Raw genomic sequence first — 12,137 nt, forward strand, 5'->3', positions numbered from 1 at the left:
TGTTCACCCCTTTTTTGTTTAGATAGACTCCGCATTTTTTTATTTTTGATGCGTGTAGTCCACCGCTATCACTACTTTTATTATTTGAATGTCCTCCACATTCAAACAACAAAAAACCTTTCCGCTTTAGAGAAGCAGAAAGGTTTATATGCGTATATAACAACATTATCCCTCTCTCTCATCTCTCAAAGCATTCGCTTTGCAGGAATTGGCACCATTTCAACATAAGTTGACGGTTGCCGGGCTTCACAGGGCACAGTCCCTCCACCTCTCTTGATAAGAGAAATCAGATTCAATTTTCGTCTGATTTGAAATTTATGAAATTGTCTATATTTTATGACTTGAATTGTATCAATATACGCTCACCATGTCAACAGAAATTTTCGCAAAAAATGAAACTTCAGAATTTTAAGCACCTACTGACATCGGTTTACATATATGAAACATCGATTCCACTAATAACATCGTTCGGTACGTTCCTGAATATTGTACACGTCCATCATTCATTAACATTTGCAATCGTACATTTCCATTCACCAATTGTTCTATATCCTTTTCGTCTAAGCAAATGATTTGTTCCGTTCCTCTTTCCTCATGTACCAGCTCTATATAATCTCTTGAAATTTGTAACGAACAACTTTCATCTCTAAAGCGGAAATTAACAGTTTTTTCTTCTTGTCTTAAAAGTGGTTCTAAATGATATTGACCATTAGCGTAATTTACAAATGATTGAAGCAAAGAATATAATCTCACCCTAAATCACATCCTTCATATCACTTTCTATTACATACCATTCCCTCTCACTAAAGAGCAATCCTGTTATTTTCGCTCGACAAATACTGTATCCACCCTGCATCTCGACATATTTCCCAAGAAATATGTCGAGGCGGCAAAAATTTTGCCGCCTACTTTAATTCCGTATATAAATATTCAACCGAATGAAATGCGTATATCTTCTTCATCAGTGTCCCATTTTCAAAAACAAGTAAACAAGGTACACTTTCAATCCCATACTCTTTCGCTAAATGCGGAGCATAATTTAAATCTAACATCCCAATTTTGAGGCCTTCAATTGTCATCTCAACGACTGTTAACATCTTTTTTGCTAATTGGCATGTTCCACACATTGGAGTATATACATATAACACTGTTTTTTCTTCATTCTCTATTAGGGCTGTAGCTTCGGCTCCTGTCCAATCGATCACTTCTATCATTCCTTACCGTAAATATTCTGTATAAACGTCAATATCGGCTCCCCATAATACATTTGCTAAGTGTGTAGATGGCGCAGTTGCCACTTCTCGGTACGAGCGATCAATATAGATATGCTCGGCTTGCGGAAATTCTTTTCGAAATTGTTTCCTTAACTTTTCTCCAGCATCATCAGCATCCACTAGCACATACACTTCCTTATCAAAAAACTGATCAACGAGCTCATCCATTTTCGACAAACCAATTGTACCATTTGTACAAACAATTTCCACCGGTTCACGAATAATAGATTCAATCTTTCTTCTATCTGATGTACCTTCTACAATAATGACTTTTTCTACATAAATCATATGTCATCACCCGATCACCATATACTATACAACCTTTAACTTAGTATATAGTATATTCGTTATTTTCATGTTGTTTCCTGTTTATTTTTGCAAAAGAAAAGCGAAACCGACTGTTTAGCCCTGTTGGCTAAGGTTCTTCCGTACAGAAGACGCTTTTTGTCTTCTCGTGCGGAAGAACCTTAGACATGAAGGGCTAGGAGTTGGAGCTAGACAATGAAAAGCGCAAGCGGCTCATTTAGATTGTGAGGGGGATGGAGCTTCTGACGTAGAGGCGCTTTTTGCCTTGTAGGAAGAAGCGAAGCCACCGAACAATCTAGTCGCTGGAGCTAGACAACGAAAAACAAAAACGGCTAGACCTGCATAAAGATTAAACGAAAAAGTTTTTTCAAAAAACGTTCTCCTACACGATAATTAGTATATGATTCTACATTCATTATTTTACACAAAATAAAAAAGGACAGCACAAAGGCTGTCCTTTAGTCGACTATAATTAGTCTTGGTTTGTCATTTCTGCATATTTTTCTGCAGTTAATAACTTCTCAACTTGGCTTGCATCAGAAAGTTCAACTTTAACCATCCATGCACCCTCGTATGGAGATTCGTTAACAAGTTCTGGTTGGTCACTTAATTCTTCGTTTACTGCTACAACTTTACCGCTTACAGGTGCGTATAACTCAGAAACTGTTTTAACAGATTCTACGCTTCCGAATGGCTCGTCAGCTTCGATTGTTGCACCTACTTCAGGAAGTTCAACGAATACGATATCACCTAGCTCACCTTGTGCAAAGTGAGTGATACCGATAACAACTTCATTACCTTCAGTTTTTACCCATTCGTGTTCTTCAGAGTAACGTAAATTATTTGGAATGCTCATGACTGTACCTCCAGTGAATGTATTAATTATGTAAAAATACCTTATTGGTACTTTTTCCACACACTTTCAAACTGCTCTTCGTTAAAACCAAGTGTTACATTCGTTCCATCTGTTACAATTGGACGTTTGATCAACATGCCATCAGATGCTAAAAGCTCATACATTTCGTCTTCGCTTGCATCTTTCAACTTATCTTTCAGACCAAGTTCACGGTAACGCATTCCACTTGTATTAAAGAATTTTTTTAATGGTAATTCACTTTTTTCATGTAAATTACGTAAATCTTCTTTTGATGGTGGATTTTCAACAATATGAATCATCTCATATGCTACATCGTTTGCCTCAAACCATTTCTTTGCCTTTTGACATGTGCCACACTTTGGATATGAATAAAATGTTACTGTCATAAATTCACCTACTTTTTTACTAACCTTTACCTTTATCATATAGAAAACGTTTTATTATTTCAAACCATTATTCGCTAAACTTTTACTTATTTCGTGATAATTTTTAATAATCCTGCGAATTTTTCTTATTTTTCCGCCATTTGTTAAGAAAAAAATAAATATATAAATTTTTTTAGATTCTGCACCAAACATATATCTTAAACAAGCGTTTGATTAATTTCTTATTTTTCTTTGTTAGCCTTTGAACTACATGAGTTTCTTTCTACCGAACATACAGCTTAAACAAACGTTTGATTAATTCTCCATTTTTCTTTCTTAACCTTTGAGCTGCATCGGTTTCTTCCTACCGAACATACAGCTTAAACAAACGTTTGATTAATTTCTTATTTTTCTTTCTTAACCTTTGAACTACATGAGTTTCTTTCTACCGAACATACAGCTTAAACAAACGTTTATTTTTAAAAAATAAGAAGCCTTTTTTACAGGCTCCTTCATCATCGACTTAAGTAATCCGAAATGGTTTGAAATACTACTATATACATATTATGAATATTTCGATCGGAAACAGTATCATTATATAATCCCATACCCCAATATTGACCTTCAGGGTTCCCCATATTTACAAACCCTTGCGTATACGTCATCGTTTTATCCTTTGGGGTATTATCATAATCTAAATCCTTGTTAGTAAAAATTAAATACGGTCTATCTTGCAAACCTATAAAAAATACCGGCTTCTTTAACGATAAAAATAAGTCCGTATACTGCTCCTTTGATGCCTCTTTAAAGTATTCTTTCATAACGAAAAAACCATCAACTTTTGCTGATTTCTCCTGCATTTCTTCTAACTTTATACTTTCAAACTTTACATTCCTAAACGTATCTTTCGGCTTTTCTCCAACAACTCCAATTACGAGTGCTCTTCCGTTATATTCTAATTTTTCTCCTTCGTTATTCTTTGCACACCCAGCACCTACTAGGCATAACAATATAAAAACTAAAAAATATGATAAACGCTTCATTTAGCACCCTCCCCCTTCTTTTTAGTCAAGTGACAAAAACGTAAGGTTAATTCAAGAAAATGTAAGTAAAATCGATAGCACAATTCACGTTTCTATATTATAATCAATTGAATTTACTTACATTACTAAACATAGGAGATCAACATGAAGAAATTTAAACTTTCATCTTTTCTTCCGTTAAGTTATATACTTCTACTCGTACTCGTAAGTCCCCTTTACGACGTATTAAATAAATCGACTGTTCACGCAGTAGACGTTACAACTGTAGTAGATGATTGGATTCCATTTGTAAAAGCATTTATTATTCCTTATTTACTTTGGTTTCCATACTTATACGGCGCACTTATTTATTACTGCTTCGCTGACCGAAAGCAATATTATGTCACTTTAAGTAGTGTTATTTTTGGAAAGCTTGCTTGTTTTTCTATTTATTATTTTTGGCAAACAACTGTACCGCGTCCGACTGTCGTTGGAACAGATGTATTTTCTGAACTAGTTCGCTATATTTATAGTATCGACCAGCCAGTAAACTGTTTCCCTAGCATTCACGTTCTTACTACATTTGTAATTATGTTAGCTGCCTTTAAGCGTAGAGAACAACATGCTTTTGAATATTACATCCTTACTTTCTTCGGTACACTTATTATTTTATCAACGCTATTTACGAAGCAACATGCCCTTGTAGATGCCGTTTCTGGAATGACACTTGCAAGCATACTTTACTTCGGCGTTCAACTCTTATTGGCCAAAGAACCAATAAGAGTTCCAGTAAAACAAAATCATAGAATGTAACATGACAAAAAAGCAGACTGTGGCTTCTCAGTCTGCTTTTATCTATTATTAAGGAGATTTTCAATTTAAGATTGCGGTACAGTCATATCACCAGAATGAATACGACCTGCTTTTTTAAGAGCAATGTAAAGTATATAAGAAACAGCTACTGGAATGACGATATAAGTAATTACCATCGCCGGGAGAACTTCCCATCCTTCGCTGGAAATTAAATTAATTGGTGCGATAAGAGAACTTAATCCAAGACCTGCAATTTCTTTTCCTGCTTCCAGTTGGAAAATTAATGCGGATACCGGACCAACTATAGCACTGGCGACGACAGTTGGGACGAGAATCATTGGATTTTTAGTGATATTTGGCAACTGTACTTTCGGAGTACAAAGAGCTTGAGCTAATATGCCACCTAAATTGTTTTCTTTTGCTGAGATGACAGAGAATCCGATAAACTGAGCGACGCATCCGGCAAGAGCTGCACCACCTGCAACACCGTCTAAGCTAAGTGCGATCGCTAACGCAGCTGATGAAGCTGGAGAGATAAGTAATAGTCCCCAAACTACTGCAATGACGATAGAAGCGATAAACGGGCTACCAGCTGAGCTATCTTTAATGAACGCTCCAACTGCATTTAAAACAGGAGTAATATTATGAGATAACCAAATACCAACTAAACCAGAACCTAATATGGCCGCAAATGGAACGAGCATCATATCTAAAGCAGTTTTTCCGCTTAAACGTTTACCAATATATACAGCTAAAGTTGCTGTTAATAATGCACCGATTGGCTCACCTGTTTTAATAATTAGACCAGCTTCAGTAATTGAAATGGATCCGGCACCAATCGCTGGTGCCATTAGTGATTTTGCAACAACTCCGATTGTAATAAGCAACGGAATATCAACAATTCTTCCTATATTTTCGATTAGTAAACCAATTCCGAGGGATACGAAAATACCTTGTGCGATTCCAGCAGATGCTTTAAATACACGAGACATTATATATTCCTTCATTTGTTTCACCTTCTTCTATAAGTTAGTAACCAATTGTTTTCATATAATCACGTAAAATATCGTTTGATTTTGCGAATCGAGATTCTTCATCCTCTGTTAAATTGAGTTCTACAACTTCTCTTATACCGTCTCTAGTAATAATAGCTGGTACTCCTGTACAAATATCGTATTCACCGTACTCACCATCTAAAATGGCTGATACAGCAATGACACGGTGATCATCGTTAAAGATTGAACTCGCAATATACGCTAGAGAGTTTCCGATTCCGTAATAAGTAGTTCCTTTACGCTTATAAATTTCCCAGCCAGCTTTTGCAGTTTTCTCAACAATTTCATCTAAATTTATTTCTCCAAATCGTTCTTTTTGTTCTTCTAAAATTTGCAGAATTGGCTTTCCACCAACAGTTACATGAGACCAAGCAACCATTTGAGAATCACCATGTTCTCCTAATGAATACCCATGAATACTACGAGGGTCTACATGTAGCATTTCAGATAAAATTGTTCTTAAGCGAGAAGAATCTAGTGATGTACCAGTACCGATTACGCGATTTCTAGGTAATCCAGATAATTTCCAAACTTGATATGTAATAATATCAACTGGGTTCGATGCAAGTAAGAAAATACCATCAAATCCACTTTCCATTACGCCACCAACAACACTTTCCATAATCTTCGCACTCGCTCCTAAAGTATCTAAGCGACTTTGCCCTGGTTTTGGTGCTGGTCCTGCTGTAATAATGACAATGTCCATATCTTTGCAGTCTTCATAGTTTCCTGCATATACTTTTGTTCTTGTATTTGTAAAGTTAATGCAATGTGATAAATCCATTGCTTCCCCAACTGCACGTTCATGATTTATATCAATTAATAATAGCTCTTCGCAAATACCTTGATTCACAATAGAATACGCACAACTTGATCCAACTAATCCAGTACCGATAATTGCAATTTTTCTTGTATGTCTTTTCATAGCAATCTCTCCTAATTGATCATATAATCTATTTCTTTTGCTCTTTACACTCCTAATTATAGAGGTTCTCACGATAGAAACCATGGATACTTTGTGAAATATTGAACAAAGTTTTTGTCCTTTTTGTGAATTGTCATATTCCATTTTCGTCATATTTGTTACAACTGGAAAAATATTTATTATGTATTTATTGACATATACAAAAAGAAAACGAGCGAATAAATTCGCTCGTTTTCTTTTCACTATTGTTCCGCACTTAATTGACTTTTTAATTGCTGTACAATCATTGGATTAGCAGGTGCTGCCGGTTTGTAATAACTCTTTTGCTTTGCGTACTCATACATATTACGTTGGCGCGCCTCGTCTTGATTACGAATTTGAATTAACGTTTGATGTAACTGTTCATTATCAGACTGAGCAATATAATTTGCATAGCTTGTTAAACTTGCATTCAATCCTGCTAAATAATCATTTACCATATCTTTTTCATTCATCTTTCTCTTCCTCCTATCCTAGGAAAGTCATTAATTGCTGTTTCGTATTTCGTGCATCTTGCGCATCTTTTTGTAGCATTTGTTTCAGTTGTGGATCTGTACACGTCTGTGCATACTGCTCCAACTTGTTAATAATTGTTGCGTGTCCACCAATTAAATGACGTAAGTTTTCTACTTCAAGCTCTGTTAAGTTTTGCATATAACATACCCGCCTTTCTTTGTTCATTCATCATTAGTATTTGGTTCTTTTTGGATTGTATTCATCAACTTTTCGCACATATAAACAAAATAAAAGATGAATAGCTAGGCCATTCATCTTTTATGCTAAATATTCATTCAATTTTATAAAGAATCAATCATACTTATACTCACAAGTAGGTTCCATACAATATGTAAAATGATGCTAGGTAAAATAGATTGTGTTTTCTTATATAACATAGCAAATACAATCCCCATAATCATTGCCGTAACCGGAAAACCACCATGAAGAATCCCAAAGATAAAGGAAGAAATAATGATACCAACTAGAAAACTATATTTCTTTTCAAAAAATCGATACAAAATACCTCTATATAAAATTTCTTCTTTAATTGGTGTAATTATAGCAACACTTAACACATATATAATACTTTGTAGACTATTTTGAAGTCCTAAGCTCCCTAATTGATCTCGTTGCTGCTCTGCACTTTCAAAGCTAAACAACTCTAACATTACATACTGAGTTAATGCAATGATGATAAAACCTATTAATAAATACAAGTAGGTTTTCCCATTTTTTAAAATAGATACATCCCATATGTTCTTAATAAAATGAAGCACTGGTTTATACGCAAATAAAACAATAGTAACAACAGCTGCATCAAATAGAAGTAAATAATATCCCTCTAAATTAGCACGTAATACCTCTTCTCCAAAAATTCCAAGGGCTAAAGCAAGGAATAATCCCCCTAAGAGTGAGAACCCTAGAATGCTAGCAATCGTTACAACTAGATTTTTATATGTTATGTTATCTACTTCTCTTTCTGCATTATACGCGTCTAATACTGTTTTTCTCATACTATTCCTCCATTTGTTTTCATTACCTTAACAAAAACCCTTTAATACAAATATATAGATAATATAACAATTTTTTCAAAAAGAATAATATGCAATTTTACATATCATGAAAGCTTTGTATTATATAGTTTTTGGAATTAGATTACTATAGAATAATTATTAGATGAAATTCCAAAATTTTCTTATCTATCCACCATAACCCTCGCATCATATAAAATTTATTAGTTAAAGGAGCAATGAACATGAAAACACATGACTTCCTTACAGAAATCCAGAAGGGCTCTGAGCCTAGTCCATATCAAGATCCTATTGCTTTTATTTTCGTTTGCCTTTCCGTAGCTATATACACATTTTTCAAACCTGCTAAATAATATCATGTAATGAGAAAAAGCCTACCGCTCTTTTCGAATCATATGCACTAAAAAACCTTAGAATCACTTCTAAGATTTTTGTTTGCCTCGTTTCTTATTCACGTAATCCTTTAATAAACGTTTCCAATAATACATGTAAACTTATATCCAGATCTAACGGCAAACCAAATCCGCCTTGCTGTTCAATCGAAGCAAATCCATGACAAATACTTCTGAATCCGCGTGTCGCATGAAGTGCATTCTCTCCTTCTAAGCCATACTGTTGTAAAACTCGAAGACAAAGCTTTACAATTTCGTCACCTGCTTTTCTTACTTCTTCATCTCGTAAAAAAGTTGCTTCATATAGTCCAGGATGTTTTCGGACAAATGCTACATACGCTTCTCCTAATGCATGAATTACTTCATCCATCTGTTTATCCTCGGCCGCTTCTTCCAGTTTGTTATGCAGCTGTTTTATTCCGTAAATACCAAGATTTTTCCGTACATCTTGTAACCCTTTTACATGATTATATAGTGAGGGCGAACGTATCCCTAACCTTTGCGCTAATGAAGCTAACGTTACTTCTTGTATTCCATTTGTATCTGCAATTTCTGCAGCTGTTTCTACAATTTTCTGCAATGTAAGTCCGATTCTCGGTGACATAAATTACCCCTCTTTCTTACTTTCTATATTCCGCTTCGCTTCCTTAATAGAAAGCTCTATGACGGCCCCTGGATTCTTTATCATTTTTCCGTGCCCTGCCGCAAGCAAGGAAGGTTCATATTCGCTTAGCTTCTGTGCACTTTGTAATGATATTTCTTTGCTCCACGTTGCCATCGCTGGAAACGGAAACCAAAATTTCATTTGTCCCGAAACAGCCATACCTCCTCTTGTTTGAAATGCATCCCCAACAATAAGAGCTTTATTTCGTACATCAAGAAACGACATGGATCCTGGTGTATGTCCCGGTGTCATAATTGCAAGAAGCGATCCAACTCGGTCGCCATCTTCTAATAAAACATCAGGTACCGTTTTTACTTTTTTAGGTACACCGCCTTTTATCGGTATATTCGGTTCATCCTTTTGTAACGTCGTATCTCCTTCTAACAGCTTTGCGTCCCGCTTAGAAATATGGACTGGAACATGAGGAAGTACTTCCTTTAATGCATCTAATGCACCGATGTGATCATCATGCGCATGTGTTAATACAATCTTAGTAATTGGTTTTCCTATTTTCTCAGCCGCCTGTAAAATACCTTTTGCGCTATATGGCAAAGCCGCGTCAATTAAAGTTAAACCATCTTCTTCCTCTACAAAGTAACAATTTACAGGAAACGCTCTTGGCAAAAATGACAATTGATATAACGTTTTTTCATGTATCATCCTCATAGTCCCATCTCCCTTTTCACAAAAACTAATACCATTAGTTTTATTATACTAATGGTATTAGTTTTATGTCACTAAAAATTTCTTTTTTTCAAAAAAAAGAACAGTAGCCGTATAAACGACTACTGTTCTTTAAAGATATTAAACTGTGTAACGCTCATCTTCTAAAATTTTCGCAGCGATTTCACGTTTCTTCGGAATTACGTTAAGTGGTGTGTGGCGAGTTAATTTACGTAATGATGATAACATCATGCGCAGCATGTCGCCGTTTTCAACTGCGATAAGTGTTTCTTTCGCATCTGCTTCGATCTCGTTAAATGCTTCTTGGCAGAATACTTCAGTGTATAACACTTTTTGTTTATTCTTTTCAAGACCAGTTGTTTTGATTGCTTTTTCTGTACGAAGAACAGCTGATTCCATTGCGTATAGATTGCTTACGATGTCAGCGATATTCACAAGAATTTCTTGCTCTTTATCTAATGCTTTACCGTATTTTTGAGCGGCTAATCCAGCTACCATTAAGCCGATTTTCTTCGCATTAGTTACTAAATACTTTTGAAGTGCTAATGGCTCATCGCCTACTTCTTCTGGCATCATCATCATTAACTCTTCTTGTAATTTTTGTGCTTTTTGAAGAAGTGGTAATTCACCTTTCATCGCTTTACGTAAGAACGTACCTGGTACGATTAGGCGGTTAATTTCGTTCGTTCCTTCGAAAATACGGTTAATACGAGAATCGCGGTACATTCTTTCAATCTCGTATTCTGCCATGAATCCGTAACCACCGTGAATTTGAACACCTTCATCTACTGTATAGTCTAATACTTCAGAACCGAATACTTTGTTTAAAGAGCACTCGATTGCATATTCAGCGATAGAAGCTGCTACCGCTTTACCGTCTTTTACTTCTTCTTCAGATAATGTGCTCATGCGGCTTTCGAATAAACCTACTGTACGATATACAGAACTTTCAGCTGCATATGTTTTTGCTGCCATATTCGCAAGTTTCTCTTGAATTAATGGGAAGCGAGCGATTGGTTGCTTGAACTGTTGACGTTGGTTTGCATATTGTGCTGAAATTTCTACTGCACGTTTTGCAGATCCAACTGTACCAACACCTAATTTATAACGACCGATATTTAAAATGTTGAATGCGATAATATGACCTTTACCGATTTCACCAAGTAGGTTTTCTTTCGGTACTAACGCATCTTCTAAAATTAACGTACGAGTTGAAGAACATTTAATACCCATTTTCTTCTCTTCAGGGCTTGTAGATACACCAGCGTATTCTTTCTCTACGATAAATGCTGAGAAATGCTCTCCATCAATTTTTGCATATACAACGAATACGTCAGCGAATGCAGAGTTTGTAATCCACTGTTTTTCACCGTTTAATACATAATGTGTACCTTCTGCATTTAAACGTGCAGTTGTTTTTGCGCCTAATGCGTCAGATCCTGAACCTGGCTCAGTTAATGCGTATGCAGCTAATTTTTCACCAGTTGCAAGTAATGGTAAATACTTTTTCTTTTGCTCTTCGTTACCGAATAATACGATTGGTAAAGATCCGATACCTACGTGAGCACCGTGAGTGATTGCAAAGCCGCCAGCGCGAGAGAATTTCTCTGCGATTAACGCTGAGCTTACTTTATCAAGACCAATCCCACCGTACTCTTCTGGTACGTCAGCGCCTAATAAACCAAGCTCCCCAGCTTCTTTTAAAAGACGAACTGAACGATCAAATTCATGTTGCTCTAAATATTCAAGCTCTGGAAGAACTTCATTTACGATAAAGTCCTCTGTCGTTTTTGCAATCATTTTATGCTCAGATGAAAAATCTTCTGGCGTAAACACTTGATCAATCGTAATCTCATCAACTAAAAAGCTACCGCCTTTAACCGCATTTCCTACTGTTTTTTCCATGAAAATTTCCTCCTTCATATTTTCATGAGCAGCTTCTCTCTTTTTGAAAGAAGCTGGCTCTCCCGTTTATTTTTTATAAACCTTTGTTGCTTCCATTCTTTGCTTTAGCGTCGTCTCGTTCTGAGCGAACTGCTTGCACTTTTTTTATAATCCAGTTCCAGTGGCTAGAACAGTCGGTCGTTTCACCCCTTCCTGTGAGGCAAAAAGCGCCTCTTCGTCAGGGCTTCCAACGCCCTCCTGTTCTGAGCGAGCCACCTGCACTTTTTTTATAATCCAGTTCCAGTGGC

15 protein-coding genes and 1 riboswitch are annotated in these 12,137 nt (G+C 35.9%); of the genes, 1 reads left to right on the top strand and 14 read right to left on the bottom strand.

All coding sequences use genetic code 11. The features are described 5' to 3' along the window. Positions 1-175: 175 nt before the first annotated feature. A riboswitch (SAM riboswitch) is annotated at positions 176-283 on the bottom strand. Between the two features lie 125 nt (positions 284-408). The 6 genes from MHH27_RS25900 to MHH27_RS25925 form a co-directional block, all read right to left on the bottom strand. Continuing rightward, entirely contained in the window at positions 409-753 is a 345-nt protein-coding gene (locus MHH27_RS25900; RefSeq protein WP_001242140.1) for a hypothetical protein, read from the bottom strand. Between the two features lie 152 nt (positions 754-905). Then, positions 906-1,214, bottom strand: a complete 309-nt coding sequence (locus MHH27_RS25905; protein WP_002025020.1) for a thioredoxin family protein — start codon at positions 1,212-1,214, stop codon at positions 906-908. Positions 1,215-1,217: 3 nt separating this feature from the next. After that, positions 1,218-1,562, bottom strand: coding sequence for a toprim domain-containing protein (locus MHH27_RS25910; protein WP_000640870.1), 345 nt, complete (start codon positions 1,560-1,562; stop codon positions 1,218-1,220). Positions 1,563-2,052: 490 nt separating this feature from the next. Beyond that, entirely contained in the window at positions 2,053-2,436 is a 384-nt protein-coding gene (gcvH, locus tag MHH27_RS25915) for a glycine cleavage system protein GcvH (RefSeq protein WP_000026896.1), read from the bottom strand. 41 nt (positions 2,437-2,477) lie between these two features. Next, positions 2,478-2,843 (bottom strand): arsenate reductase family protein, encoded by a 366-nt coding sequence (locus MHH27_RS25920; RefSeq protein WP_000218968.1) that lies wholly within the window; start codon positions 2,841-2,843, stop codon positions 2,478-2,480. A gap of 494 nt (positions 2,844-3,337) precedes the next feature. Beyond that, the gene (locus tag MHH27_RS25925; RefSeq protein ID WP_000826910.1) at positions 3,338-3,865 is read right to left on the bottom strand and encodes a hypothetical protein; all 528 of its coding nucleotides are present in this window, start codon (positions 3,863-3,865) and stop codon (positions 3,338-3,340) included. 144 nt (positions 3,866-4,009) lie between these two features. On the opposite strand from MHH27_RS25925, the gene MHH27_RS25930 reads away from it, so the two are divergent. Further along, positions 4,010-4,657, top strand: coding sequence for a phosphatase PAP2 family protein (locus MHH27_RS25930; protein WP_098365882.1), 648 nt, complete (start codon positions 4,010-4,012; stop codon positions 4,655-4,657). A 65-nt stretch (positions 4,658-4,722) separates the two neighbouring features. Here the strand turns inward: MHH27_RS25930 and MHH27_RS25935 are convergent, their stop codons facing one another. The 8 genes from MHH27_RS25935 to MHH27_RS25970 form a co-directional block, all read right to left on the bottom strand. Continuing rightward, complete coding sequence (locus tag MHH27_RS25935; RefSeq protein WP_340944550.1) at positions 4,723-5,664, bottom strand: PTS sugar transporter subunit IIC; 942 nt, start codon at positions 5,662-5,664, stop codon at positions 4,723-4,725. Between the two features lie 22 nt (positions 5,665-5,686). Beyond that, positions 5,687-6,637 carry an L-lactate dehydrogenase gene (locus MHH27_RS25940; RefSeq protein ID WP_000820647.1) on the bottom strand — a complete coding sequence of 317 codons (951 nt, stop codon included), beginning with the start codon at positions 6,635-6,637 and terminating at the stop codon, positions 5,687-5,689. 242 nt (positions 6,638-6,879) lie between these two features. Beyond that, positions 6,880-7,131: a spore coat protein gene (locus tag MHH27_RS25945; RefSeq protein ID WP_001002982.1), complete on the bottom strand. Its 252-nt coding sequence runs from the start codon at positions 7,129-7,131 to the stop codon at positions 6,880-6,882. Between the two features lie 13 nt (positions 7,132-7,144). Next, entirely contained in the window at positions 7,145-7,330 is a 186-nt protein-coding gene (locus MHH27_RS25950; protein WP_001180555.1) for a hypothetical protein, read from the bottom strand. A 143-nt stretch (positions 7,331-7,473) separates the two neighbouring features. Continuing rightward, entirely contained in the window at positions 7,474-8,187 is a 714-nt protein-coding gene (locus MHH27_RS25955; RefSeq protein WP_098361536.1) for a CPBP family intramembrane glutamic endopeptidase, read from the bottom strand. Positions 8,188-8,652: 465 nt separating this feature from the next. After that, positions 8,653-9,201: a TetR/AcrR family transcriptional regulator gene (locus tag MHH27_RS25960; RefSeq protein ID WP_098361537.1), complete on the bottom strand. Its 549-nt coding sequence runs from the start codon at positions 9,199-9,201 to the stop codon at positions 8,653-8,655. Between the two features lie 3 nt (positions 9,202-9,204). Next, complete coding sequence (locus MHH27_RS25965) at positions 9,205-9,927, bottom strand: MBL fold metallo-hydrolase (protein WP_071731084.1); 723 nt, start codon at positions 9,925-9,927, stop codon at positions 9,205-9,207. Between the two features lie 138 nt (positions 9,928-10,065). Beyond that, positions 10,066-11,850 (bottom strand): acyl-CoA dehydrogenase family protein, encoded by a 1,785-nt coding sequence (locus MHH27_RS25970; protein ID WP_000416293.1) that lies wholly within the window; start codon positions 11,848-11,850, stop codon positions 10,066-10,068. Positions 11,851-12,137 lie beyond the last annotated feature (287 nt).

The organism is Bacillus sp. FSL L8-0152 (genome assembly GCF_038006365.1).
GTDB lineage: Bacteria > Bacillota > Bacilli > Bacillales > Bacillaceae_G > Bacillus_A > Bacillus_A cereus.

What these genes read in the sequence shown, in the direction of transcription:
- MHH27_RS25905 (WP_002025020.1), bottom strand. Translation starts at nt 1,214, where the DNA reads ATGATAGAAGTGATCGATTGGACAGGAGCCGAAGCTACAGCCCTAATA.
- MHH27_RS25910 (WP_000640870.1), bottom strand. Translation starts at nt 1,562, where the DNA reads ATGATTTATGTAGAAAAAGTCATTATTGTAGAAGGTACATCAGATAGA.
- gcvH (WP_000026896.1), bottom strand. Translation starts at nt 2,436, where the DNA reads ATGAGCATTCCAAATAATTTACGTTACTCTGAAGAACACGAATGGGTA.
- MHH27_RS25920 (WP_000218968.1), bottom strand. Translation starts at nt 2,843, where the DNA reads ATGACAGTAACATTTTATTCATATCCAAAGTGTGGCACATGTCAAAAG.
- MHH27_RS25925 (WP_000826910.1), bottom strand. Translation starts at nt 3,865, where the DNA reads ATGAAGCGTTTATCATATTTTTTAGTTTTTATATTGTTATGCCTAGTA.
- MHH27_RS25930 (WP_098365882.1), top strand. Translation starts at nt 4,010, where the DNA reads ATGAAGAAATTTAAACTTTCATCTTTTCTTCCGTTAAGTTATATACTT.
- MHH27_RS25935 (WP_340944550.1), bottom strand. Translation starts at nt 5,664, where the DNA reads ATGAAGGAATATATAATGTCTCGTGTATTTAAAGCATCTGCTGGAATC.
- MHH27_RS25940 (WP_000820647.1), bottom strand. Translation starts at nt 6,637, where the DNA reads ATGAAAAGACATACAAGAAAAATTGCAATTATCGGTACTGGATTAGTT.
- MHH27_RS25945 (WP_001002982.1), bottom strand. Translation starts at nt 7,131, where the DNA reads ATGAATGAAAAAGATATGGTAAATGATTATTTAGCAGGATTGAATGCA.
- MHH27_RS25950 (WP_001180555.1), bottom strand. Translation starts at nt 7,330, where the DNA reads ATGCAAAACTTAACAGAGCTTGAAGTAGAAAACTTACGTCATTTAATT.
- MHH27_RS25955 (WP_098361536.1), bottom strand. Translation starts at nt 8,187, where the DNA reads ATGAGAAAAACAGTATTAGACGCGTATAATGCAGAAAGAGAAGTAGAT.
- MHH27_RS25960 (WP_098361537.1), bottom strand. Translation starts at nt 9,201, where the DNA reads ATGTCACCGAGAATCGGACTTACATTGCAGAAAATTGTAGAAACAGCT.
- MHH27_RS25965 (WP_071731084.1), bottom strand. Translation starts at nt 9,927, where the DNA reads ATGAGGATGATACATGAAAAAACGTTATATCAATTGTCATTTTTGCCA.
- MHH27_RS25970 (WP_000416293.1), bottom strand. Translation starts at nt 11,850, where the DNA reads ATGGAAAAAACAGTAGGAAATGCGGTTAAAGGCGGTAGCTTTTTAGTT.